The following is a 25,185-nucleotide window of genomic DNA, read 5'->3' as shown; positions in this document are numbered from 1 at the left end:
TTAAGCTCTATCCTCAACTGTTTAAAACTCTGCGGGACAGATCGTGAACTCTGCCCTCAACAAATTAGACGCGCAAAATCCGCTCACCCCGGCCAATACCACTGGCGCCAGTGCGCACGGTTTCTAAGATCGCACCACTTTCAATCGCACTCAAAAACGCATCGTTTTTGGTCTGGTCACCCGTCAACTCAATGGTGTAGCTTTTTTCGGTCACGTCGATGATGCGGCCACGAAAAATATCAGCCATGCGCTTCATTTCCTCGCGTTCCTTGCCCACTGCGCGTACCTTAACCATCATCAGTTCGCGCTCGGTGTAGGCACCTTCGGTCAGGTCAACCACTTTGACGACTTCGATCAGTCGGTTCAGGTGCTTGGTGATCTGTTCGATAACGTCTTCCGAACCCGTGGTCTGGATGGTCATGCGCGACAGGCTGGGGTCTTCGGTGGGGGCCACCGTCAACGACTCGATGTTGTAACCACGGGCGGAAAACAATCCCACCACGCGGGACAGTGCGCCAGCTTCGTTTTCCAGCAATACAGCAATGATATGTTTCATAGTGAATGACGCCTCTTTTCACCGCCCTCCTCCCGCAGCGGTAACCGCAGGGCTTGGCAAGCAATAGATTTGTTCTAGTAGGTTGAATGGGGACGGCTTGGATTACAGGTCTTCAGCGCTCATCAGCATCTCGGTGATGCCGTTGCCTGCGCGCACCATGGGGAACACGTTCTCGGTGGGGTCTGTGCGGAAGTCCATAAATACGGTGCGATCTTTCAGCTTGCGGGCTTCGCGCAGGGCGCCTTCCACATCAGAAGCACGCTCAATGAGCATGCCAACGTGACCATAAGACTCGGCCAGCTTGACAAAGTCAGGCAGCGCGTCCATGTAGCTGTGGCTATAACGGCCCGAGTACTCAATCTCCTGCCACTGGCGCACCATGCCAAGGTAGCGGTTGTTCAGCGAGACAATTTTTATGGGCGTGTTGTATTGCAAGCAGGTAGACAGTTCCTGAATGTTCATCTGCACCGAGCCTTCGCCAGTGATGCAGAACACTTCAGAGTCAGGCTTGGCCAGCTTGATGCCCATGGCGTAGGGCAAGCCCACACCCATGGTGCCCAGGCCGCCTGAGTTGATCCAGCGGCGCGGCTCGTCAAAACGGTAGTACTGCGCTGCCCACATCTGGTGCTGACCCACGTCCGAGGTGATGTAGGTGTCGGCGTCTTTGGTCATGTTCCAAAGTGTTTCCACCACATATTGGGGCTTGATCACGTCATTGGTGCCGTGGTCGTACTTCAGGCAGTCGCGTTTGCGCCAGCCTTCAATCGTGTCCCACCAGGCGCCCAAGGCGTTGGCGTCAGGCTTGACGCTGCTTTCCTTGATCATCGCAATCAGTTCAGTCAGCACTTCTTTGACGTCACCGACGATGGGGATATCGACCCGCACCCGCTTGGAGATGCTCGATGGATCAATGTCAATGTGAATGATCTTGCGATCGTTCTGCGCAAAATGCTTGGGGTTGCCAATGACACGATCGTCAAAGCGGGCGCCAACGGCCAGCAAAACGTCGCAGTTTTGCATCGCGCTGTTGGCTTCCAGGGTGCCATGCATGCCCAGCATGCCCAAAAACTTGCGGTCGCTGGCCGGGTAAGCACCCAAGCCCATGAGGGTGTGGGTCACCGGATAGCCCAGCATATCCACCAGCTTTCGCAGCTCATGCGTGGCATTGCTCAACAACACGCCACCGCCGGTGTAAATGTAGGGGCGCTTGGCCGCCAGCAACAGTTGCAAGGCCTTGCGTATCTGCCCGCCGTGACCTTTGCGCACCGGGTTGTAGGAGCGCATTTCGATCTTGTCGGGGTAGCCGTGATAGGGCACCTTTTTGAAGGACACGTCTTTAGGAATGTCCACTACCACCGGACCCGGGCGGCCACTGCGGGCGATGTGGAACGCCTTCTTCATGGTCTCGGCCATGTCGCGCGCATCTTTGATCAGGAAGTTGTGCTTGACGATTGGGCGGGTGATGCCCACGGTGTCACACTCCTGGAAGGCATCCATGCCAATGGCCGCCGTAGGCACCTGGCCGGTGATGATGACCATCGGGATGCTGTCCATATAAGCCGTAGCAATACCGGTCACGGCGTTGGTGGCACCCGGGCCAGAGGTCACCAGTGCCACGCCGACGTCGCCGGTGGCACGGGCGTAGCCGTCAGCGGCATGCACTGCCGCCTGCTCATGGCGTACCAAAATGTGCTGAATGGTGTCCTGCTTAAAGACCGCGTCATAAATGTGCAGCACGGCCCCACCTGGGTAGCCCCAAACGTATTTGACGTTCTCGGCCTGCAAGGCCTTGATGAGGATTTCTGCACCGCGCAGCTCTTGCACACCCGAATCGGGAGCGGTCTTGCTTTGGGTGGCGGCGGATGTGGTGGATACCGAACTGATTTCGGCCTTAGATACTTCCATGGTGAACCTTTGTGAATTTCTCTGACGAAAAACCTTGGGTGCTTCTTTGCAAACACTTGTGGCGTTACATTGAAACTTAAGACCAAAGCCACAGGCGCTATGAATAATTCGCCAGACTTTGACCCGTTTGCTTTAATTTGCAACTCGCATTATGGCATTGCGCCAAGTGTAGAAGCGGCAAGTTTCGAAAATCAAGTACATTTTCGGGCTTGTTCGGTACACCCGGGCGCTCCTTCTGGCCCGCTTTCCATGACCACTCAACCGCCCTCACTCAGTACCTCAACAAACCCGGAAATCGTAGATATCGAAGCGAGAGAAGTCCTGGTGGTGCCCTCTCTGAAACGTCGTATGGCATGTTGGTTGTATGAGGGAATCCTGCTATTTGGCGTGGTCTTCATCGCCGGCTACCTGTTTGGCACGCTGAGCCAGACCAAAAACGCCATGGACAACCGCAACGCTCTGCAAGCCTTTATTTTTGTGGTGTTTGGCATCTACTTTGGCTGGTTATGGTCCAAAGGGCAGACGCTGGCCATGAAAACCTGGCGCATTCGGGTGGTCGATCTGCGGGGCCAACCCTTGACACAAGGCCGGGCCGTTGTGCGCTACCTATGGAGTTGGCTGTGGTTGCTCCCCCCCTTGCTGGTGGCTTGGTGGTTTGCGCTCTCAGGGGGCGAGACCACAGTGATTACGCTGGGCTGGGTGGCTATCTGGGCCGTTTTGAGCCGCTTTCACCCGCGCAGGCAGTTCTGGCATGACGCGCTGGCAGGCACCCAACTGGTGAACGCACCCGTCGCACCTAAGCGCAGCTGGCGCGTCTAAAGAGCTGAATCAGATCGCCGACTGGTCAAGCTCGCCGGTGCGGATACGCACAACGCGCTCGACGGGCATAACAAAAATCTTGCCATCGCCAATCTTGCCGGTGTAGGCCGCCTTGACGATGGCATCCACACAGCGTTCCATATCTTCGATCTTTACCACCACCTCAACCTTGACCTTGGGTAGAAAGTCCACCACGTATTCGGCACCCCGGTAAAGCTCGGTATGGCCTTTCTGGCGGCCAAAACCCTTCACCTCGGTCACCGTCAGGCCGGTCACCCCGCAATCGGCTAGCGCTTCGCGCACTTCTTCGAGCTTGAACGGTTTGATGATGGCGGTGATTTGCTTCATGAATATCCTTGTAGTTAATGCTGCGTCAGCTGCACAGCGCAGCACGTTAGTGGGCGTCGATGTGTCAGTCTGTCAATGCACCGGCATTGTGCATGAATGTCGGCGCGCGTCAGCCCCGAAAGCGGTTGGTGATAGGGTAGCGCCAGTCTTTGCCAAAACTGCGATGCGTCACGCGGATACCCACCGGCGACTGGCGGCGCTTGTACTCGTTGATCCTGATCAGGCGTGTCACCCGCTGCACATCGGCTTTGGCAAACCCCGCAGCAACAATGTCGTCAATGCTTTGGTCGTTTTCCATGTAGCGCTGCAAAATCGCGTCCAGCACCGCGTAGGGTGGCAGGCTGTCCTGGTCGGTCTGATCGGGGCGCAGCTCGGCACTTGGCGGGCGGGTGATGATGCGCTCGGGGATGGGCTCGGTGCCGCTGCCATACGGATCGTGGGCATTGCGCCAACGCGCCAGTCGGAACACGGTGGTTTTGGTCAGGTCTTTGAGCACCGCAAAACCGCCAGCCATGTCGCCATACAGCGTGCAATAGCCGGTCGCCATCTCACTCTTGTTGCCGGTGGTCAGCACGATGCCGCCGAACTTATTGCTCAAAGCCATCAGCAGCGTGCCACGGATGCGCGCCTGAATGTTTTCCTCGGTGGTGTCTTCTGCCAGACCCTTGAATTCCTGGCTGAGCGTGGCTTTGAACGCTTCGAACTCGGGCACGATGGACAGCTCGTCATAGCGCACGCCCAGGCGCGCCGCCATGTCGCGGGCGTCGATCCAGCTGATGTCTGCCGTGTAGGGGGACGGCATCATCAGCGTGCGCACCCGGTCTTTGCCGAGTGCGTCCACCGCAATCGCCAGCACCAGCGCAGAGTCAATGCCGCCGGACAGGCCCAGCAGCACCGACGGAAAACCGTTTTTGCCAATGTAGTCGCGCACGCCCAGCACCAGCGCGTCCCAAAGGTCTTCATCGGGGGTGCGCTCTGGTGCAATGGTTGACTTAATATTGATAGCTGCTGGCGCTTGTTCTATAAGGGCTAGAAGGCTATTTTCTATAAAACTTGGGGCGCGTGCGGCCACCGAGCCATCAGCGTTCAGGGCAAACGAATGGCCCTCAAACACCACCTCGTCCTGCCCACCCACCAGGTGCGCATAGACCAGCGGCAGCCCGCAGTCCAGCACGCGCGCGCGCATCATCTGCTCGCGCTCATCGCCCTTGCCCACATGAAACGGTGACGCATTGATAACCGCCAGCAGCTCGGCACCGGCATCGCGCGTCTGACGCGCCGGGGTTGCAAACCAGGCGTCTTCGCAAATCAGCAAGCCCACTTTGAGGGTGTTGCCCGGCGCGCCTGCCTCAAACACGCAGACGTCGTTCCCCGGTGTGAAATAGCGGCGCTCGTCAAACACCTGGTAATTGGGCAGTTCACGCTTGGCGTAGGTGGCCAGCACCTGCCCCTCACGCAACACGCTGGCGGCGTTGAAACGCTGCTGCACCGCCACTGAGCGGGTGCGGCTGTCGCCCCCTTTTGGGTGACCCACCACCACGCAAAGGTCTTTCAAAGGGGCCAATGCTGCCGCCAAAGCTTTGACGGCATCATCACAGGCAGAAATGAACGCCGGGCGCAAAAACAGGTCTTCAGCGGCGTAGCCACAGATCGACAGCTCAGGTGTCAGCACCAGGCGGGCACCATTCTTGTAAGCGTCCTGCGCTGCTTGAATGATTTTTTGCGAGTTGCCTGCCAGATCACCCACCACCAGATTGAGCTGCGCAATACAGAGTTTGAGTGACATGAAACCTACTGAAAAATGATGAACAAACAAGCGGCCAAAACGTCGGTGGATTATGTCATTGGGGTGCTGGATTCGCCCCTGGCGGTGAACGCCGAAGCCTGGAATGCGCTGCTGCTTACCCAAAGCCAGCCCACCCCGTTCATGCGCCATGAATTTTTGAGCGCCCTGCATACCAATGGCTGCGCCACCGCAGCAACCGGCTGGACGCCACGCTTCTTTCTGCTGGAGCGCAACGGTGAGCTGGTGGCGGCCTGCGTGCTCTACGTCAAAGCGCACTCAGAAGGCGAGTTTGTGTTTGACTGGGGCTGGGCGCGCGCCTACCACCAACATGGTTTGCGCTACCACCCCAAAGCGGTGTGTGCGGTGCCGTTCATCCCCGTGCCGGGCAGCCGCTTGCTGGCGCGCTCGGCGGCTGATAGGGCGCTGCTGGTGAGTTACCTGCTTGACTGGGTTCAAGCGAACCAACTCACCGGCTTGCACGGTCTGTTTGCCAGTGACGAAGATGTGGTGGCGTTTCAGGCTGCTGGCATGTTGCTGCGCCATACGGTGCAGTTTCACTGGACCAACACCCAGCCGGGTTACGCCAGCTTTGATGATTTTCTGGCCAGCTTGTCGCAAGAGAAACGCAAAAAAATCCGCCAGGAGCGGCGCAAAGTGGCGGACGCGGGTGTCACTTTCAAAGTGCTGCAGGGCCGCGAGATCGCCCAGGCTGACTGGGACTTTTTCTACCACTGCTACGAGCGCACCTACCTGGAACACGGCAACCCGCCCTACTTCAACCGCGCCTTCTACGCCAGCATAGCAGCCGACATGCCAGAGGACTGGGTGCTGTTTATTGCCGAGCAACATGGCCAGCCCATTGCATCAAGTTTGCTAGCTATCAACGCAAGCTGTGCAAGGGCTACAGACCAAAATGACTCTAAGCTTTTAGCGAAATCAGGTAGCGAGGTTGGCGGTGATGCGACCGTGCCAACAGGCAGCGGCGTGACAGAACATGTGGCCTATGGTCGCTATTGGGGCGCGCTGAAGCGGGTCGATTGTTTGCACTTTGAAGCCTGCTACTACCAGCCGCTGCAATGGTGCATTGAACACGGCTACCAACGCTTTGAGGGGGGCGCGCAGGGCGAACACAAGCTCGCCCGTGCTCTGCTGCCGGTCACCACCACCAGCGCCCACTGGCTGGCGCACCCGCAGTTTTTTGCGGCAGTAGACAACTTTTTGACGCAGGAGCGTGACGGGATCAGCCAGTATGTGGGCGAGTTGGAAAGTCGTAGCCCGTTCAAGTGAGCTTGTGCGCTGTTTCGAGACACTTGGCTTGATGAACGGCGAATGCCTTGTGGTGGCATGGGGGCAGACAGGGCCGGGGGAGTATGCGGCCCCCCGGCAGTACCCGCCCCGGCGTACCAGCAATGGCGAAGACGCATGGTTTGACCCGCGAGCAAGCAATGCCAAAACCCAACCATGCAACAACGCATTGCACAACAAAAAGCGCCTGTCGCTTTGCCGCGACAGGCGCCTAAAATGCTCTACTATTAATAGTGTCTAGCGCTTATTCCATAAGGGCTAGAGGCCAAAAAGCAATGATTACGCCAAAGACTTCTGGTAATTGGCAATGCCTTCCATGACCTCTTGCATGGCAGCCTCAGGACCGTCCCAACCCAGAATCTTCACCCACTTGTTCTCTTCCAGGTCTTTGTAGTGCTCAAAGAAGTGAGCGATGGTTTTCAGGCGCAACGGTTGCAAGTCTTCAGGCTTTTTCCAGCGGGTGTAGAGCGACAGAATCTTGTCGATGGGCACGGCCAGTACCTTGCCATCCATGCCGGCTTCGTCTTCCATTTTCAGGATACCAATGGCACGGCAGGTGACCACCACGCCCGGAATCAGCGGCACCGGAGTGATTACCAGCACATCCACCGGGTCACCATCACCGCTGATGGTTTGCGGCACATACCCGTAGTTGGTGGGGTAATGCATGGCGGTGCTCATGAAGCGGTCGACAAAAATGGCATGGGTTTCGTGGTCGACTTCGTACTTGACCGGGTCAGCGTTCATCGGAATTTCGATGATCACGTTGAACTGCTCGGGGACGTTTTTACCGGGGGTGACGTTATCTAAGGACATGGTGTGGGTGCGTTTGAGGTTGAATCGGGGACATCCCAATTAGGTTTGATTTTACTGACTCGCTACTTGCGCGGGTCAAAAAACCGCATTTTCCGCGTTACAGTCTGCGCGTTGGCCAACCGCCACCTTGAACACACCCGCGGTGTTGTGGGGGCGAGGAAGCAACGCAGCAGTGGTGCCGTTTGCGTTGCACCACTTTCTCGCGAAGCAATTTCAGGAGATTTTTGATATGACAGGCAACTCTGCGCTGATTTTGGCGCTTATCTGCGGCTTCATTGCCGTCGGCTACGGCGTTTGGGCACGTAGTTGGATCCTTGCCCAGGACGCTGGCAATGCGCGCATGCAGGACATTGCTGCCGCAATTCAAACCGGCGCTGCGGCTTATCTGGCGCGTCAATACAAGACGATTGCCGTGGTTGGTGCGGTGCTGGCGGTGCTGATTGGCATCTTTCTTGATTCCATGAGTGCCGTCGGTTTTGTCGTGGGTGCGGTACTGTCTGGTGCCTGCGGCTTCATCGGCATGAACGTCTCGGTGCGAGCCAACGTGCGTACCGCTCAGGCTGCCACCAAGGGCATTGGCCCGGCGCTGGACGTGGCTTTTCGCGGTGGCGCCATCACCGGCATGCTGGTGGTGGGATTGGGCCTGCTGGGCGTGACCGGGTTTTACTGGTTTTTGGTGCCTGAAGGCACTGCCACTGCAGCCCAGTTGAACCCGCTGATCGGCTTTGCCTTTGGCTCCTCGCTGATCTCTATTTTTGCCCGTCTGGGCGGTGGCATTTTCACCAAAGGCGCCGACGTTGGCGCTGACTTGGTCGGCAAGGTGGAGGCCGGCATCCCCGAAGATGACCCGCGCAACCCGGCGGTAATTGCCGACAACGTGGGCGACAACGTGGGCGATTGCGCCGGTATGGCCGCTGACCTGTTCGAGACCTACGCGGTGACGCTGATCGCCACCATGGTGCTGGGCTCCTTGCTGATCACTGGCGGTGGCAGCAACGCAGTGATGTACCCACTGGCTTTGGGCGCGGTGTCGATCGTTGCCTCCATCATTGGCTGCTTCTTCGTGAAAGCTTCGCCAGGCATGAAGAACGTGATGCCTGCCCTGTACAAGGGCTTGGCAGTGGCAGGCGGTTTGTCGCTGATTGCGTTCTACTTTATTACCCAAGATATGTTCCCCGAAGCGCTGACGCTGGCTGATGGCAAGGTCATCACGGCTGGCGGCCTGTTTGGCGCCTGCACGGTGGGCCTGGTGTTGACTGGCGCGCTGGTCTGGATCACCGAGTACTACACCGGCACCCAATACAAGCCCGTGCAGCACATTGCTGAAGCGTCCACCACCGGCCACGGCACCAACATCATTGCTGGCTTGGGCGTGTCGATGCGTTCTACTGCCTGGCCAGTGCTATTTGTCTGCCTGGCGATCTACAGCGCCTACGCATTGGCGGGCCTGTACGGCATTGCCATAGCAGCGACCTCCATGCTCAGCATGGCCGGTATCGTGGTGGCACTGGACGCCTATGGCCCCATCACCGACAACGCCGGTGGTATTGCCGAAATGGCTGAAATGCCCGCCAGCGTGCGCGACATTACCGACCCGCTGGACGCTGTCGGCAACACCACCAAAGCCGTGACCAAAGGCTATGCCATTGGCTCTGCCGGTTTGGCTGCCCTAGTGCTGTTTGCTGACTACACCCACAAGCTCGAAGTCTATGGCCAGCAGATTACCTTCGATCTGAGCGACCCGATGGTCATCATCGGCTTGTTCATCGGTGGCATGATTCCTTACCTGTTTGGCGCCATGGCCATGGAAGCCGTTGGCCGAGCTGCCGGTTCCGTGGTGGTGGAAGTGCGCCGCCAGTTCCGCGAAATCAAGGGCATCATGGAAGGCACAGCCAAGCCCGAGTACGGCAAAGCTGTGGACATGCTGACCACTGCGGCTATCAAGGAAATGATGATCCCGTCGCTGCTGCCCGTGGTGGCGCCGATTCTGGTGGGCCTGCTGCTCGGACCTGCTGCACTGGGCGGCTTGCTGATGGGCACCATCGTGACCGGCCTGTTTGTGGCCATCTCGATGTGTACCGGCGGCGGCGCCTGGGACAACGCCAAGAAGTACATTGAAGACGGCAATTTTGGTGGCAAGGGCTCTGAATCCCACAAAGCCGCTGTGACTGGCGACACCGTGGGCGACCCCTACAAAGACACCGCCGGACCCGCGATTAACCCGTTGATCAAGATCATCAACATCGTGGCGCTGCTGATCGTGCCAGTGATGATGCAGTTTCACGGTGGCAAAGTGACTCCTGCAGCGCCAGAGCCGGTAGCGATGTTGGCACCCGCGGCCACGCCGGCTGCCGCCGAACCCGCTGCCATGGCAGCTGACGGCGCCTCGGTCATGGTTGAGAACGGTGTGGTCAAGTTCTACTTTGCCTCTGGCAAGGCGGATGTGGCTGCAGGCGGCACAGAAGCCCTGGCTGAAGTGATCCAGGGTGTCGCAGCTGGCCAGAAAGCCCTCATCAGCGGCTTTCACGACGCCAGTGGCGACCCGATGATGAATGCCGAACTAGCCAAGCAGCGTGCTGTTGCCGTGCAAGACCTGCTGACCGCAGCCGGCGTGGCAGCTGACATGATCGAGCTGAGAAAGCCCGAGCAAACCCAGGCGGACGGCTCTTTGGCCGAAGCGCGCCGCGTGGAAGTGAAGCTGCTTTGACGGTCAACTGCTAACAAACGTCTCAGGGCGGGAAATAACCGCCCTCAATTCAAAGAACCCGCCTTGTGCGGGTTTTTTTGTTGAAGGGCGAGGGTTTGGACTGAGCCGGACGGCCCATACGCAGCCCGGCCCGGTTGCCAAGCATCAACTTGATGCGCGACACCCCTCGCGCCGTTGGCACTTCATCCCCCGTATCAGCTGCACGGTATATCACGTCAGGGCAAAAAGACCCTGCCATTCGTAGGCTGGCGCGCGTGACAAAATCCCGGCATCACCAATCGCGCTGATCGCCCCTGGGCCTTCACCTCGCTTTAAAGTCAGACCCACATGTCCGCCCCCCAACCACAGCGCGTTATCCCGCTGCATGACCATCGGCCGCAAGCCCTGGCAGTGCCGGAAATCGCCTATCAGGCGCAGCAGCGCAGCAGCGCGCATGGCGAATTGGCGGACCAGCGTGGCCGCGCTCTGCGTGACCTGCGCATCAGCGTCACCGACAAGTGCAACTTCCGCTGCAATTACTGCATGCCAAAGGAGATTTTTGACAAGGACTACGCTTATCTGCCGCATTCGGCGCTGCTGTCGTTTGAGGAAATCACCCGCTTGGCGCGCCAGTTTGTAGCGCGCGGCGTGCAAAAAATCCGTCTGACGGGCGGTGAGCCGCTGTTGCGCAAGCATGTGGAGCGCCTGGTTGAACAATTGGCCAGCTTGCGCACGCCCGAAGGCAAGTCGCTTGATCTGACGCTGACCACCAACGGCTCACTGCTGGCGAAGAAGGCTCGCGCATTGAAAGACGCCGGGCTGCAGCGCGTGACCGTCAGCCTGGACGCGCTGGACGACACGGTGTTTCGCCAAATGAATGACGTGGACTTTCCGGTGGGTGATGTGCTGCAAGGCATTGAAGCCGCCCGCTCGGTGGGCTTGGGGCCAATCAAGATCAACATGGTGGTCAAGCGTGGCACCAACGACCATCAGATTTTGCCCATGGCGAAATTTTTTCGTGGTGGTGGGCTGATCCTGCGCATCATCGAATACATGGACGTGGGTGCCACCAACGGCTGGCGCATGGACGAGGTGCTGCCCTCGGCAGACGTGATTGCGCGGCTCCAGACCGAACTGCCGCTGGTACCGCTGCAGGCCTCACAGCCCGGCGAAACCGCGCAGCGCTGGGGGTATGCCGACGCCCACGGGCGCTTTGACCCGAGTTTGGGCGAGGTCGGCGTGATCAGCAGCGTGACACAAGCCTTTTGCAGCGACTGCAACCGCGCCCGGCTATCAACCGAAGGCCAGTTGTACCTGTGCCTGTTTGCCGGGCTGGGCTATGACTTGCGCAGCCTGTTGCGCGGCAACGCCACAGATGCCGACCTGGCCAACGCCATTGGCCACATCTGGCAAGGGCGCTCTGATCGCTATTCCGAGTTGCGCAGCGCCCAGGTGCCAGACACCGGTGCGGCGCGCAAGCGGGTGGAAATGAGCTACATCGGAGGCTAAAGGATGAGCCCTACGATTGACCCGCAGAGCATCACCGGCATGGTGCTGGCGGGTGGCCGGGGTTTGCGCATGGGTGGTATAGATAAAGGCCTCCAGCCCTTTTCTGGAAAGCCTTTGGCGCTACATACTTTAGAGCGTCTGCAGGCCGGTGGCGGTGTGGCTGCGCTGGCCATCAACGCCAACCGGCATCTCCCCGCTTACGAAGCCTTTGGCGTGCCCGTGTGGCCCGACGCCGACACCGACTTCGCCGGCCCGCTGGCCGGATTTTTGACCGGTTTGCGCCATTGCCAAACCCCTTACCTGCTCACCGTGCCGTGTGACACACCGCTGTTCCCGCTGGATCTGGCACAGCGGCTGGCGCAAGCCCTGACGGAGCAAAACGCCGACATTGCCCTGGCCAGCGCGCCTGCGCCAGATGCCAACGGGCAACCACAGCTGCGCGTGCAGCCGGTGTTTTGCCTGATGCGCACCCACCTGCTATCCGATTTGAGCGGGTTCGTGGCAAGGGGCGGCCGCAAAGTGCGCGCCTGGACCGCACAGCACCCCACCGCGCTGGTCGGTTTTGACCAGGTTGGTGATGCCGCAGAAGCCTTTGCCAATGCCAACACTTTGGCCGAACTGCAACAACTCGAACGCTTTTGCCTATGAAAACCCTGGACCAGATTGCCGCCGAGCTGGCCGGCTACGACCCCCAAGCCCTCAGTGCCGACACCGTCAACGCCTTTTTGGCGCAACTCGTCGAACCGGTGACCGAGGTGCAAAAGCTGGATATTTTTCAGGCGTTGGGCCGTGTGCTGGCAGCAGATGTCATCTCCCCCATCAGCGTGCCGCCGCATGACAACTCAGCCATGGATGGCTATGCTTTTGATGGCAATCAGCTCAATGCCAACAAGGGTTTGAGCCTGAAAGTGATCGGTACGGCGCTGGCGGGCAAAGCCTGGGCGGGTAGCGTTGGCAGCGGCAAATGCATCAAGATCATGACCGGTGCGGTGATGCCACTGGGCCTGAACACGGTGGTACCCCAAGAGTTTGTGGCCCTTGAAACTGCGACAGCGCCTGACAGCCAGGTTTCAGTGCCGACACAGCCTGCGCCGGGCACGCCCAACCCACACACCGCCCAGCACATCAGCATCCCGGCAGGCATCGTGCGTCTGGGTGACAACCGCCGCCGCCTCGGTGAAGACCTGATGCAAGGCCAGCCAGCGCTACGTAAAGGGGAGCTACTCACGCCCGCTGCACTTGGGCTGGTGGCCAGTTTAGGCCTGCAAACTGTTCCGGTGCTGCGGCGTCCCAAGGTGGCTTACTTTTCTACTGGCAACGAGATTCTGAGCCTGGGCGAGCCGCCACGCGAAGGCGCGGTGTATGACAGCAATCGCTACACCGTGTTTGGACTGTTGACCCGACTCGGCTGCGAGGTCATGGATAGGGGTGTGGTGCGCGACGAGCCCGCCGCGCTACAAGCCGCTTTCGAGCAGGCTGCGCTGCAGGCTGATGCCATCATCACCAGCGGTGGGGTGAGCGTGGGTGAGGCGGATTACACCAAGGCGATGATGAAGCAGTTCGGTGACGTGGCCTTCTGGCGCATCGCCATGCGCCCTGGCAGACCCATGGCCGTGGGCCAGATCTTCAGAGACAAATTGGCCTCTAGCCCATATATAGCATGCGCCACCAGCTCTTTAAATGATAGTAAACCGACCGGCTCGGCGATTCTGTTTGGCCTGCCAGGCAATCCGGTGGCGGTGATGGTGACGTTTCTAGCCTTTGTGCGCCCCGCCCTGCTGAAGATGATGGGTGCCAGCGCCAGCGCCCCGCCCCTGCTGCAGGCCAAAAGCCTGGCGCCCCTGCGCAAAAAACCCGGCCGCACCGAGTACCAGCGCGGCATCGTCCACACCGCGCCAGACGGCACGCTGCAGGTTCAAACCACCGGAAACCAGGGCTCGGGCGTGCTCAGCTCCATGGTGCAAGCCAATGGGCTGATCGTGCTGCACCACGCGCAAGGTCATGTGGCGGCAGGCGATACCGTGGATGTGATGATGTTTGACGGGGTGATCTAAGCCCGCAGGCTGCCGCGGTACGGCTACCACGTTTTAGGCCGGAAATGGCCAGCCATGCATGGTTAAAAATTTCTGTTCCAGGTTTTTACCAAGTCAAAATAAACACTATAGGTGGTAATATTCTGACCTCTGAACACTATAGGTAGTGTTATCAGACGACTTATCTGATCTGACGCGGACCGTTCTAAGGCCCGAAATATCAATCCAGCGCTTACTTAAATGCTCACTTTTTAGGGACCCCAATATGACACTGCACACCCAAGAGCCTACGCACAGCACCCTGACACTTCCACCCCAGGCGATCAGCGAGGAGGTGCTGATCGAAAAATACAGCAAAGGCACCGAGCGCAGCATTGCTGACGTCAATCAGCGGGTGGCCCGGGCTCTGGCCAGTGTGGAACTGCCCGAGCAGCAAAAAGACTGGGAAGGCAAGTTTCTCCAAGCCTTGCAAGCGGGTTTTCTGCCCGCCGGGCGCATTCAATCTGCGGCTGGCACCAACCTGTCAGCCACGCTGATCAATTGTTTTGTGCAGCCGGTGGGTGACTCCATTGCCCATGACGAAGATGGCCACCCTGGCATTTACACCGCGCTGACCGAAGCGGCTGAAACCATGCGCCGCGGCGGTGGTGTGGGGTATGACTTTTCGCGCATCCGTCCGCGCGGCGCCTGGGTGGGCAGCACCCAAAGCAGCGCCTCCGGCCCGGTGAGCTACATGCGCGTGTTTGACCGCTCTTGCGAAACCGTGGAGTCGGCCGGTGCTCGCCGTGGTGCCCAAATGGGTGTGCTGCGTTGTGACCACCCAGACATTGAAGAATTCATCCACGCCAAGGACAAAGGCGACCTGAAAAATTTCAATATATCGGTGGGTGTCACCGACGAATTCATGCACGCCGTTCAAGCCGACGCCGACTTTGCGCTGGTGCACTGCGCCGAGCCCGGCGTGCCACAAAAAGAGACGGAAGCTTTCCAGAACAAGGACACCGGTGTCTGGGTCTACCGCAAGCTCAAAGCCCGCGCGCTGTGGGACCAGATCATGCGCTCCACCTATGACCATGCCGAGCCAGGCGTGTTGTTTTTGGACCAGATCAACCGCGACAACAACCTGTCTTACTGCGAAACCATCGCCACCACCAATCCCTGCGCCGAGCAACCATTGCCGCCCTACGGCTGCTGCTGCCTGGGCTCCATCGACCTGACCCGCTTTGTGCGCAACCCATTCGGTGAAGATGCCAGCTTTGATGAAACCGCCTTTGCTGACGTGGCACGGGTTGCCGTGCGCATGCTTGACAACGTGCTGGAAGCCACCGTCTGGCCTCTGAAACAACAGCAAGCCGAGGCCAACAGCAAGCGCCGCATCGGTCTGGGCTTTACCGGCCTGGGTGACGCACTGGTGATGATGAACCTGCGCTATGACACCAAGCAGGCGCGCGACATGGCGCAACGTATCTCCATCCTGATGCGCGACACAGCCTACGCTGCATCCAGCGACCTGGCGCAAGAGCGCGGTGCGTTTGCGTTGTTCAATGCCGACCTGTACCTGAGCGGCCAAACCTTCGCCTCGCGCCTGCCAGCCAAGCTGAAAGAGCGTATCCGCAAAACCGGCCTGCGCAACTCGCACCTGCTGTCCATCGCGCCTACCGGCACCATCAGCCTGGCTTTTGCCGATAACGCCAGCAACGGCATTGAGCCCGCTTTCAGCTGGACCTACACCCGCAAAAAGCGCATGCCCGACGGCAACTTCAAGGAATACGCGGTCGAAGACCACGCCTGGCGTCTGTACCGTCACCTCAAAGGCGAGCACGCCCCGTTGACCCCGGCCTTTGTCACCGCCCTTGAAATGAGCGCCCAAGCCCACGAGGAAATGGTGGCAGCTGTGGCCCCCTATGTGGACACCGCCATCTCCAAAACCGTCAATGTGCCAGCTGACTACCCCTATGAAGATTTCCAGGATCTGTACACCGCCGCCTGGAAGTCCGGCCTGAAGGGTCTGGCAACCTACCGCCCCAACAGCGTGCTGGGCTCGGTGCTGAGCGTCACGCCCAGCGCACCCACGGTGGCCAAGCCGCTGCAAATTGACAGCGCCAACCACCGCCTGGCACTCGACCGCCTGCCTGCACCGGTGCTGTCGAGCCTGCGCTGGCCGGGCCGGCCACAGTTGCCGGGTGGCAACTCCGCCTGGACCTTCATGGTGCACCATCCCTTTGGCGACTTTGCGCTGTTCATTGGCGAACTCTCGCCCGAAGAAGGCAGCGCACCGCAACCGTTTGAAGTGTGGGTTAACGGATCTGACCAGCCACGCGGCCTGGGCGCCCTGGCCAAAACCCTGTCGATGGACCTGCGTGCCAACGACCCGGCCTGGTTGCAGCTCAAGCTCGACGCGCTGGCCACGGTCAGCGAAGAGCACGCCTTTGACATGCCTTTCCCGCCGCATGGCGAAAAACGCAAGTTCCCCGGTGTGGTGGCTGCCACAGCAGCGGTGATTCGCTGGCGCTGCGAGCAGATGGCCGCCAATGCCAAACTGCGCGCGCCAGATGCCAAGCCCGCCTATACGCCGGTGATTGACGCCATGTTCAGCCGTGGTGAACCCCTCACCGGCACCTCGGGTACGTTGGCCTGGGCGGTGGACGTGGACAATCCTGCCACCAATGAAGCCTTCACCGTCACGCTCAAAGAGGTCAACCTGCCCAGCCCGGATGGTGGTGTGGTGACGCGCCCCTGCGCGGTGGGTTTCAGCGGCAACTACCCCAAGGCCATGGACGGCCTGGCGCGCCTGTTGTCTCTGGACATGCGGGTGATTGACCCAGCCTGGATCGGCATGAAGCTGCGTAAGTTGCTGAACTACGCCGAACCCCTGGGTCACTTCATGGCCTTTGTGCCTGGCCTGCCCAACAACGAGCGTCGCCAACAAGTGTGGCCTTCCACCGTGGCCTACATCGCGCGCCTGATCATTCACCGCTACGCGATGCTGGGCATCCTCAACGAAGACGGCTTCCCGCTGCGCGACATGGGCGTGCTCGACACGCCTGAGGCCAAGGAAGCCAGTCACACCATGGCCGGCAAACCCTGCCCCGAGTGTGGCAACCCCACCGTCATCCACAAAGACGGCTGCGATTTCTGTACCGCCTGCGGCTACGTCGGTCAGTGCGGTTGATCTGACCCAAAAAAACGCGGGCCGATGACGGCCCCCAAGTTAGATGCACACAGCCCCACTTGGGGCTGTTTTTTTAGTCACGCATCACCAGCACCGGCAGCTTGGTGTGAGACAAAACCGCTTGGGCGACGCTACCCAGCACCAGTTTTTCCAGGCCGCTGCGGCCATGCGAGCCCATCACAATCAGGTCAGCCTTCAGCGAATCACCGGCTTCGACAATGCCTCGCCAGGCGGTGTGTGCCTCGACGATGGAGGTGTTCACCGTCACGCCAGCCGCCGAGAAGTTGTCTTTGGCGGTCTGTACCGCTGTATTTGCCTCTGCCGTGGCAGCGCTCAGATACTCTGCCTGACCGTAGGCAAAGTCTGTTCCCACACCGGTAAATGGATAGGGATCAATGACGTAGATCACCGTCACTATGCTGTCAAAGGATTTGGCCAGCACAATCGCCTTGCCGACGGCCACTTGCGAGGTGCTTGACCCATCCACCGGAACCAGAATGTGCTTGAACATGATGAACTCCTTTTCAAAATAGCAGGTTTAAACGGGTTGCTTTCAAATATCCTCAGGCACCATTTTGATCGCGCCACATGGACACTCTGACACACAAATGCCGCAACCTTTGCAATAGTCGTAATTGAATTCATAGCCCCTGCCTACGCCGAGCTTGATCACCGCGTTATCCGGGCATACCCCGTAGCAGTTGTCACACTCAAAACAGTTGCCGCACGACAGGCAGCGCCGCGCTTCAAACAGCGCGTTACTCTCATCCAGACCGCCCTGCACTTCCTCAAAGGTGGACTGGCGGCGAATGATGTCCAACATCGGGCGCATGGTCTTGGGTGCGTCGCTGTAGTACCAGGTATTGAGCTTGTCAAAGGTGGCAACACTGTGCTTGGGCGGTGGGATGTAGGCCTCGCCGCGCAGCCAGGCGTCTATGTTGCGCGCCGCCTTCTTACCGTGACCGATGGCTACGGTGACATTGCGCTCAGCGGGCACCATGTCGCCTCCGGCAAAGATACCGGCGTGACCGGTCATCATCTGCGCGTTGACCTGCACCACACCGTCTTGCACGGTGAGTCCGGGCACGCCTTCAATCAGCGACAAGTCCACGTCCTGGCCCAGCGCCAGCACCACTGAGTCGGCCTCCAGCGTTTCAAACTCGCCGGTGGGCTGGGGGAAACCTTTGTCGTCCAGTGCCATTTTCTCGACGGTGATGGACGACTCGCCCGCCTGCGTGATGGTTGATAGCCACTTGATCAGCACCCCTTCCTGCAGTGCTTCTTCGACCTCAAAGTCGTGCGCGGGCATTTTTTCGCGGTTGCGGCGGTAGACGATGATCGACTCAGTGGCACCCAGGCGCTTGGCGGTGCGCGCCACGTCAATGGCGGTGTTGCCACCGCCGTAAATCACCACCTTGCGGCCCAGCAGGGGTTTGTCTTCACCCTCCATGGAGCGCAGCACCGACACCGCATCGAGCACGTGCGCAGAATCACCAGCCGGAATGTAAGCCCGCTTGGCAATGTGGGCGCCTACCGCCAGAAACACCGCATCAAAACCATGGTCATGCTTGACCTGCAGCACATCGACGACCTTGGTGTTGTATTGAATGTCTACACCCAGATCCACAATGCGCTGCACCTCGGCATCCAGCACCTGGCGTGGCAGCCGATACTGGGGAATGCCAAATCGCATCATGCCGCCGGGCAAGGGGCCGGCTTCAAACACGGTAACCGCATGCCCCATGCGCGCCAGATGGTAGGCTGCTGACAGGCCCGACGGCCCGGCACCTACGATCAATACCTTTTTGCCGGTGGCAACATCCGGCGCGGAGAACTTCCAGCCTTCGGCGATTGCCTGGTCACCCAGAAAATGTTCCACGGAATTGATGCCCACCGCAGCGTCAAGTTGTGCGCGATTGCAAACACCTTCGCAGGTGTGGTAACACACCCGGCCCATGATGGCAGGGAACGGGTTGTCTTCCACCAGCGTGCGCCAGGCCGCTTGGTAATCGCCAGACTCGGCGTGAAACAGCCAGCCTTGGATGTTTTCGCCTGCCGGGCATTGGTGGTTACAAGGGGGAATGCGGCTCAGGTAGACCGGGCGCGAGGTGCGCCAAGAGCCGGTGTGATTCGCCAGTGAACTGCCGACATCGAGCGTGATCGCAAAGGGTTTTTGCATGGTTTTTTCCCCGACTAGTTCGTTTCCAGCAAGCCGTAGCGGCGGATATTGCGGTCGGCCAGCGCCTGCAGGCGCGCCAGCGTGGCCACGTCGGGATGCTTGCCAAACAGGTGCGCAAAGCGTTTCTGGGGCCGCAAATACTCTTCCACCGGCACCTGACGGCGGATTTTCAGCACCCCGGTGACCTCACCGCGCTCGGCCTCAAAGACCGGAAAGACACCGCTTTCGACCGCCAGGCGCGCCAGTTTGATGGTGTCATGCGAGGCAGAACCCCAGCCCAGCGGACAAGGCACAAAAATGTGAATGTAGCGTGCGCCGTGCATCGACATGGCCTTGGTGACCTTGAATTCCAGGTCACGCAGATCAGCCACGGTGGCGGTAGCCACATAAGGAATCTCATGCGCCATGGCGATCCGCGGCACATTTTTGCCTTGGCCAAATTCGTTGCCCGGATGCGCGCCGACCGACATGGTGGTGGCGGTACGCGCTGCAGGCGGCGTGGCGCTGGAGCGCTGCACCCCGGTGTTCATGTAGGCCTCGTTGTCGTAACAGATATAGAGCACATCGTCATTGCGCTCAAACATGCCAGACAAGCAGCCAAAGCCGATGTCGGTGGTGCCGCCATCGCCGCCTTGGGCCACTACGCGCACATCGCTGCGGCCCTTGGCTTTCATCGCGGCAGCAATGCCGGTAGCCACCGCTGCAGCGTTGCCAAACAGCGAGTGAATCCACGGGATTTGCCAAGAGGTTTCTGGGTAAGGCGTGGAAAAAACCTCCAGGCAGCCGGTGGCGTTGGCAGCAATTAGCTGGCCGTTGGTGGCGGCCATGGCGGCGTCGATGGCGTAGCGGGCGCCCAGCGCCTCGCCGCAGCCCTGACAGGCGCGGTGGCCGGAGTTGAGCGAATTGCTGCGCAGCGTGCCCGCTTGCACGCTTCGTTGTTCAGCCGACAGAAGCCGGTTGCCCACCGTGAAGGTGCCGGTCTGGTAAAACTTGACTGCTGACTGTTCCATCTTGTCTCCTAATCAGTTTAGGGCAGAGCAAACTCACTGCGTGTAGTCCCGCTCTGTCCCGCAAGGTTTCACACTGCGCCGGAGGCCACGGTGCCCAAGTCGCGCAGCACCCCTTCAGCCACGGGGCCAGAGCGGCGGTGCGCTTTTTCACGTTCCAACACCCGGTTCACCACCGCCCAGTCCAGATCCAAAAAGGTGAGCAACTCCAGCTTGTCTGTCATGGCCTGGAGCAGCAATTTGTTCACAGAATCTTTGGTGATTGGGCGGCCACCCAAGCCAGCGACCACGGTGTACACGGGTTGCGGGCGGTTGCGCACTGCGCTACGCACGTCGCGCGACACAATGCCGCCAATACCCACTGCAAAACACTTTTCGATCACCACAATGCGCTCGGCCCGGACCGTGGCATCACGGATGTCGGAGATTGGAAACGGCCGGTACGAGGTGATGCCCAGCACACCCACCTTGTGCCCCTGGGCACGCAAATCATCGACCGTGTCCTTGATGGTGCCCAGCACCGAGCCTAAGGCAATGACGATGGTGTCGGCGTCTTCGGTTTGGTAGGTCTTGATCAGCCCCCCTGAATCGCGCCCGAAAATTGCTTTGAATTCTGTAGCGACCTGCGGAATCAGATCAAGCGCTTGCATCTGTTTGGCGTGTGCAAGGTAACGCACTTCGGTAAACGCCTCTGGGCCGACCATGGCACCAATGGTTACCGGGTCATTCGGATCCAGCACTTGGCGCGGCTCGTAGGGCGGCAGAAATTGATCCACCTGCGCTTGGTCGGGCATGTCGACACGCTCGTAGGCGTGAGTCAGGATGAAACCGTCCATACACACCATCACCGGCAGTGACAGTTCTTCGGCTATCCGGAAGGCCTGAATGTGCAGGTCCAGCGCCTCCTGATTGGTCTCGGCAAACAGTTGCAGCCAGCCCGCGTCGCGCATTGACATGCTGTCGGTGTGGTCGTTCCAGATGTTGATCGGCGCGCCAATGGCCCGATTCGCCACGGTCATGACGATTGGCAGACCCAAGCCAGAGGCGTTGTAAACCGCCTCGGCCATGAACAACAGCCCCTGGCTGGCGGTAGCCGTGTAAGAGCGTGCGCCAGCAGCGCAGGCACCAATCGCCACGCTCAACGCAGCGAACTCGGACTCCACATTGATGAACTCGCATGGGGTGAGCGCGCCGGATTTGACCAGTTCGCCCAAACCTTCCACGATATGCGTCTGCGGTGAAATGGGGTAGGCACAAATCACCTCTGGCCGACTGAGCGCCACCGCCTGCGCTACCGCATGCGAGCCTTCGCATTGTTCAAGCATGTTGCGTCTCCTGAGCTGCTGTTTCTTGGGCCATCACTATGTCATACGCCTCTTTGGCAGCGGCTTGATTGCCTTTGGCCACTGCACCAGAAAATTTTTGATCAATGGCCTGCTGCACTGCTGCCAGCGAGATCAGGCCGCACAGCGCGGCAAAAGCGCCTAGCAGAGGCACGTTGGGCACAGGGCGACCTACGTGCTTCATGGCCAGCTCACTGGCAGGCACAGTTAACAAACGCTCGGACCGAAAACCCTTGATGAACTCACCCAGACCCATGTCCTCAAAGCTGCGGGTGCTGTTGATCAGGATATAGCCCTCTTTCTTCAAACCGCCAAAAACGTCTACCTGATGCAGCAGCGTGGGGTCTTGGATGATGATGGCGTCAGGCTGCATGATGGGCTCGCGCAGGCGGATTTCTTTATCGTCCATGCGGCAAAAAGCCACCACCGGTGCGCCAGTGCGCTCAGAACCAAAGCTGGGAAAAGCCTGGGCGTGACGTCCGCCTAAAAATGCGGCAATGGACAGCATCTCTGCGCCCGTGACCACGCCTTGACCGCCACGGCCATGGATGCGTACCTGAAACATGTGTTGCTCCTCATTTTTTTCGAGAGTGCCCAGTCTATGCTAGCTGGCTGCGGTGTCGATTCGAATAGTGCGTCCATCAGGAATTTGCATGTTGATGAAAATCAACAATCAGCTGCCGTGACATCACGCCTTCGTGATTTTGATCAATGCACTGCGGCGCAAGAACCCTATGCTGGCGAATTTGCTTTTTCAAAGGGATCGGTATGGCAGTTTTGCGATGGTCGGACACCTTCACGCTGGGGATGCCGGTGATGGACGACACCCACCAGGAATTTGTGCAGCTTCTGGCACAGGTGGTTCAAGCCAGCGACACCGATCTGCTGCCGCTGTGGCAGACGTTGGTGACGCACACCGACGAGCACTTTGCCCGCGAAGACCGCTGGATGACCGACACCGGTTTTGCTGCCAACAACTGCCACACCACCCAGCACCAGGCGGTGCTGAAAGTCATGCGCGAGGGCAGCAAGCGCGGTCTTACCGGGAACCTGGCGGTGGTGCGGCAAATGGCCGAAGAACTGGGGGTCTGGTTCCCACAGCACGCCCAGGCCATGGACGCCGCGCTGGCCGAGCATTTGCACAGCCTTGGCTACGACCACCGCAGCGGCCAGGTGCTACGCCCTGAAGCGCTGCCTGAGCAAACCATTGAGGGCTGCCACGGCGAGAGCCGTTCCACGATTGAGGCGCCAGACGCTAAACTGGGACTCGCCTGACGTGCAGACCCAAGCGGCCCTAAGCGGCCTGTTCACTATTTATTTCATAGCTACTAGCGCTTATAAATAAAGGGCTAGAGGCCAATTTCTTATATAAAGGATTGCCATGAGCATTTACGCCAAACTCGCTGAACTCAACATCACCTTGCCGCCCATCGCCATTCCCGCAGCGGCTTATGTGCCGTATGTGCAAACCGGCAATCTGGTGTTCCTGAGCGGTCACATTGCCAAGAAAGACGGCAAGGCCTGGGTGGGTCAGTTGGGCAAAGACATCAACACGGAAGAAGGCAAGCTGGCGGCCCGCAGCATCGCCATTGAGCTGCTGGGCACGCTGCACGCCGGCGTGGGCGACCTGAACCGGGTGACGCGCATCGTCAAGCTGATGTCACTGGTGAACTCCACCGGTGACTTCACCGAGCAACATCTGGTGACCAACGGCGCCAGCGAGTTGATCGGACAAGTCTTTGGCGCAGACATTGGCGCGCATGCTCGCAGCGCCTTTGGCGTGGCGCAGATCCCGCTGGGGGCCTGCGTTGAAATTGAAATGATTGCCGAAATCGCCGCAGCTTAAAACGTTTCCCACTCGTCCCCGGCTGGCTTGGCTGGTGCGGGTTTGAGCGCGATGGCGGGCTTGACCGACACCGGTCTGGTCAATGTCGGTGGCGCTGCAGCAGCTCGACTAACTGGCACTTTGGCGGGCATTTTGGCAGGCGCCGCCAGTTTTTTCGCAGCCGATACACCCGGCAAAGCCGCCTTGGCCTGCGGCCTAGCCAGTGCAGTTGGCCGCTTGTAAGCCAAGGCTTGCGGGCGCGGCGTGATGTCGCGGGTGGGGTTTTGCGGTATGGCTGACAGGCTGTGGCTGGTTTTGAACACCGCCACGGCGCGCGCCAGTTGGTCAGCCTGATCCCGCAGGCTCTCAGCAGCAGCGGCGCTTTGCTCTACCAACGCGGCATTTTGCTGCGTCATCTGGTCCAGCCCGCCAATGGCCTGGTTAATGCCGGAAATCTGGCTGCTTTGCTCGCCCGATGCAGCGGTAATTTCACCAATCACATCTGCCACCTTGCGCACCGACTGCACGATGTCTTCCATAGTGGCACCGGCGTCTGACACCAGTTGCGTGCCCGAAGCCACCTTGTCCACCGAGGTGGTAATCAGCGTCTTGATCTCTTTGGCGGCCTCGGCGCTGCGCTGCGCTAGGCTGCGCACCTCGCTGGCCACCACCGCAAAGCCGCGCCCTTGCTCACCAGCTCGGGCAGCTTCCACGGCAGCGTTAAGCGCCAGAATGTTGGTCTGGAACGCAATGCCGTCAATCACACCAATGATGTCAGCAATCTTGCGGCTGCTGACGTTGATGTCTTGCATGGTGCTCACCACCTGCTGCACCACCTGACCGCCGCGCTGCGCGACTTTGGACGCATTGGCAGCCAGCGTCGTAGCCTGGCGGGCGTTGTCGGCACTGACTTGCACGGTTTGCGTCAGGTGGTCCATGTTTGATGCAGTGGACTGCAAGTTGCCAGAAGTCTGCTCGGTGCGCTGCGCCAAGTCATTGTTGCCCTGGGCGATCTCGGCGCTGGCGGTGGCGATGCTGTCGGTACTGTGGCGCACCTGGTTGACCATGGTGCCCAGGGAGGTGTTCATACCCGCCAGCGACTTCATCAAGTCGCCAAACTCGTCACCCCGCGCGGTGTCAATGGCCATGCTTAAATCACCCTGAGCAATTTTGGCGGCGAGGTCATTGGCGACTAAAAGCGGACGGCGAATGGAGCGGATCAGCCAAGCTGCACCGGCCAAAATGCACACAACCAGCAAGGCCATCAGAGCGCTAGAGATCAAAATCATACGCTGCGCACGCTCGGCAAACATGACACGGGTCGCCTCAAAATGTTGCTCTTGCAGGGTCAAAAAGTTGCGCTGGGACTCTTGATACGCGGCCATGGCAGGCTGAAACACCGTGGCAATGGTGGCTGCAAACGCCTCTGGCAGCCCCTCAGTGCGCTGCTGCATGGCGGTGGCACGCGCCTCCAGCACTGCCTTGCGGTTGGTCGCAATGGTTTTAAGCTGGTCGCGGTCCTGGGTGCTCAGGTCTTCAGCCTCAATGGCTTTCTGGATGGTGCTGATTTGCGCCGAGGTGTCGGCATAGACCTCTTTCAGGCCCGCTTCCAGAGCCGGATCGGCACTCAGCATCAGCGCCTGGGTGCGCGCCGAGTTGGTTTGCGACAAAGCCGCCCAGCGCATCGCCGCTTTGACGCGGGTATTGAGCTGGTCCAGCGCTACGGTGCTCTCTGCGCGGTTACTGGCCGACTGCACAGCGGTGAAGCCCACCACCAGCACCATGCCCAGCACGATCAAACCGGTAGACAGCCACAGCTTGGAGGCCAGGCGAAGATTTTGGAAACTCATGAATTTCTCCGAACGACCGGGCAAAACACCCAAAATTTTTGACAGA

Annotated in this window: 20 protein-coding genes; 9 read left to right on the top strand and 11 right to left on the bottom strand. The window is 59.5% G+C overall.

What is annotated here, in order from left to right:
* Nucleotides 1–64 precede the first annotated feature (64 nt).
* Nucleotides 65–556, bottom strand: coding sequence for an acetolactate synthase small subunit (ilvN, locus tag BLL52_RS13320; RefSeq protein ID WP_075587075.1), 492 nt, complete (start codon nucleotides 554–556; stop codon nucleotides 65–67).
* A gap of 102 nt (nucleotides 557–658) precedes the next feature.
* Nucleotides 659–2,461: an acetolactate synthase 3 catalytic subunit gene (locus BLL52_RS13315; RefSeq protein ID WP_075587074.1), complete on the bottom strand. Its 1,803-nt coding sequence runs from the start codon at nucleotides 2,459–2,461 to the stop codon at nucleotides 659–661.
* 249 nt (nucleotides 2,462–2,710) lie between these two features.
* Between BLL52_RS13315 and BLL52_RS13310 the strand changes: the two genes are divergently transcribed.
* Nucleotides 2,711–3,280 carry an RDD family protein gene (locus BLL52_RS13310; RefSeq protein WP_083633935.1) on the top strand — a complete coding sequence of 190 codons (570 nt, stop codon included), beginning with the start codon at nucleotides 2,711–2,713 and terminating at the stop codon, nucleotides 3,278–3,280.
* 9 nt (nucleotides 3,281–3,289) lie between these two features.
* On the opposite strand, the gene BLL52_RS13305 is transcribed toward BLL52_RS13310, so the two are convergent.
* Both BLL52_RS13305 and BLL52_RS13300 read right to left on the bottom strand, forming a co-directional pair.
* The gene (locus BLL52_RS13305) at nucleotides 3,290–3,628 is read right to left on the bottom strand and encodes a P-II family nitrogen regulator (protein WP_075587073.1); all 339 of its coding nucleotides are present in this window, start codon (nucleotides 3,626–3,628) and stop codon (nucleotides 3,290–3,292) included.
* A gap of 109 nt (nucleotides 3,629–3,737) precedes the next feature.
* Nucleotides 3,738–5,414, bottom strand: a complete 1,677-nt coding sequence (locus BLL52_RS13300) for an NAD+ synthase (RefSeq protein WP_075587072.1) — start codon at nucleotides 5,412–5,414, stop codon at nucleotides 3,738–3,740.
* An 18-nt stretch (nucleotides 5,415–5,432) separates the two neighbouring features.
* On the opposite strand from BLL52_RS13300, the gene BLL52_RS13295 reads away from it, so the two are divergent.
* The gene (locus BLL52_RS13295) at nucleotides 5,433–6,701 is read left to right on the top strand and encodes a GNAT family N-acetyltransferase (RefSeq protein WP_173861800.1); all 1,269 of its coding nucleotides are present in this window, start codon (nucleotides 5,433–5,435) and stop codon (nucleotides 6,699–6,701) included.
* Nucleotides 6,702–6,998: 297 nt separating this feature from the next.
* Here BLL52_RS13295 and ppa read toward each other — a convergent pair whose 3' ends face one another.
* Entirely contained in the window at nucleotides 6,999–7,535 is a 537-nt protein-coding gene (ppa, locus tag BLL52_RS13290; protein ID WP_075587070.1) for an inorganic diphosphatase, read from the bottom strand.
* 229 nt (nucleotides 7,536–7,764) lie between these two features.
* Here ppa and BLL52_RS13285 point away from each other — a divergent pair, with 229 nt between their 5' ends.
* From BLL52_RS13285 to BLL52_RS13265, 5 genes are all read left to right on the top strand, one after another.
* Nucleotides 7,765–10,242 carry a sodium-translocating pyrophosphatase gene (locus BLL52_RS13285; RefSeq protein ID WP_075587264.1) on the top strand — a complete coding sequence of 826 codons (2,478 nt, stop codon included), beginning with the start codon at nucleotides 7,765–7,767 and terminating at the stop codon, nucleotides 10,240–10,242.
* 327 nt (nucleotides 10,243–10,569) lie between these two features.
* Nucleotides 10,570–11,730, top strand: coding sequence for a GTP 3',8-cyclase MoaA (moaA, locus tag BLL52_RS13280; protein ID WP_075587069.1), 1,161 nt, complete (start codon nucleotides 10,570–10,572; stop codon nucleotides 11,728–11,730).
* A 3-nt stretch (nucleotides 11,731–11,733) separates the two neighbouring features.
* The gene (mobA, locus tag BLL52_RS13275) at nucleotides 11,734–12,378 is read left to right on the top strand and encodes a molybdenum cofactor guanylyltransferase MobA (RefSeq protein WP_075587068.1); all 645 of its coding nucleotides are present in this window, start codon (nucleotides 11,734–11,736) and stop codon (nucleotides 12,376–12,378) included.
* On the top strand, nucleotides 12,375–13,784 hold the full coding sequence (gene moeA, locus BLL52_RS13270) for a molybdopterin molybdotransferase MoeA (RefSeq protein WP_075587067.1): 1,410 nt from the start codon (nucleotides 12,375–12,377) through the stop codon (nucleotides 13,782–13,784). The genes mobA and moeA overlap by 4 nt, the downstream gene beginning before the upstream one ends.
* A 244-nt stretch (nucleotides 13,785–14,028) precedes the next feature.
* Nucleotides 14,029–16,935 (top strand): adenosylcobalamin-dependent ribonucleoside-diphosphate reductase, encoded by a 2,907-nt coding sequence (locus BLL52_RS13265; RefSeq protein WP_075587066.1) that lies wholly within the window; start codon nucleotides 14,029–14,031, stop codon nucleotides 16,933–16,935.
* Between the two features lie 73 nt (nucleotides 16,936–17,008).
* On the opposite strand, the gene BLL52_RS13260 is transcribed toward BLL52_RS13265, so the two are convergent.
* From BLL52_RS13260 to BLL52_RS13240, 5 genes are all read right to left on the bottom strand, one after another.
* A complete protein-coding gene (locus tag BLL52_RS13260) occupies nucleotides 17,009–17,446 on the bottom strand; it encodes a universal stress protein (protein WP_075587065.1) in 438 nt (145 codons plus the stop codon).
* 42 nt (nucleotides 17,447–17,488) lie between these two features.
* Nucleotides 17,489–19,114 (bottom strand): NAD(P)-binding protein, encoded by a 1,626-nt coding sequence (locus BLL52_RS13255; protein ID WP_075587064.1) that lies wholly within the window; start codon nucleotides 19,112–19,114, stop codon nucleotides 17,489–17,491.
* A 14-nt stretch (nucleotides 19,115–19,128) separates the two neighbouring features.
* Entirely contained in the window at nucleotides 19,129–20,124 is a 996-nt protein-coding gene (locus tag BLL52_RS13250; RefSeq protein ID WP_075587063.1) for a thiamine pyrophosphate-dependent enzyme, read from the bottom strand.
* A 68-nt stretch (nucleotides 20,125–20,192) separates the two neighbouring features.
* Nucleotides 20,193–21,446: a transketolase C-terminal domain-containing protein gene (locus tag BLL52_RS13245; protein ID WP_075587062.1), complete on the bottom strand. Its 1,254-nt coding sequence runs from the start codon at nucleotides 21,444–21,446 to the stop codon at nucleotides 20,193–20,195.
* Nucleotides 21,439–22,029, bottom strand: a complete 591-nt coding sequence (locus tag BLL52_RS13240; RefSeq protein ID WP_075587061.1) for a 2-oxoacid:acceptor oxidoreductase family protein — start codon at nucleotides 22,027–22,029, stop codon at nucleotides 21,439–21,441. The genes BLL52_RS13245 and BLL52_RS13240 overlap by 8 nt, the downstream gene beginning before the upstream one ends.
* A gap of 203 nt (nucleotides 22,030–22,232) precedes the next feature.
* On the opposite strand from BLL52_RS13240, the gene BLL52_RS13235 reads away from it, so the two are divergent.
* Both BLL52_RS13235 and BLL52_RS13230 read left to right on the top strand, forming a co-directional pair.
* Nucleotides 22,233–22,739, top strand: coding sequence for a hemerythrin domain-containing protein (locus BLL52_RS13235; RefSeq protein ID WP_075587060.1), 507 nt, complete (start codon nucleotides 22,233–22,235; stop codon nucleotides 22,737–22,739).
* Nucleotides 22,740–22,845: 106 nt separating this feature from the next.
* Entirely contained in the window at nucleotides 22,846–23,310 is a 465-nt protein-coding gene (locus BLL52_RS13230) for a RidA family protein (RefSeq protein ID WP_075587059.1), read from the top strand.
* Here BLL52_RS13230 and BLL52_RS13225 read toward each other — a convergent pair.
* Entirely contained in the window at nucleotides 23,307–25,139 is a 1,833-nt protein-coding gene (locus BLL52_RS13225) for a methyl-accepting chemotaxis protein (protein WP_075587058.1), read from the bottom strand. The genes BLL52_RS13230 and BLL52_RS13225 overlap by 4 nt on opposite strands.
* Between the last annotated feature and the right edge of the window lie 46 nt (nucleotides 25,140–25,185).

Origin of the sequence: Rhodoferax antarcticus ANT.BR, assembly GCF_001938565.1 — a bacterium.
GTDB lineage: Bacteria > Pseudomonadota > Gammaproteobacteria > Burkholderiales > Burkholderiaceae_C > Rhodoferax > Rhodoferax antarcticus.
Note: the sequence above shows the minus strand (reverse complement) of the source record. Positions and strands in the feature narration are given on the sequence as shown.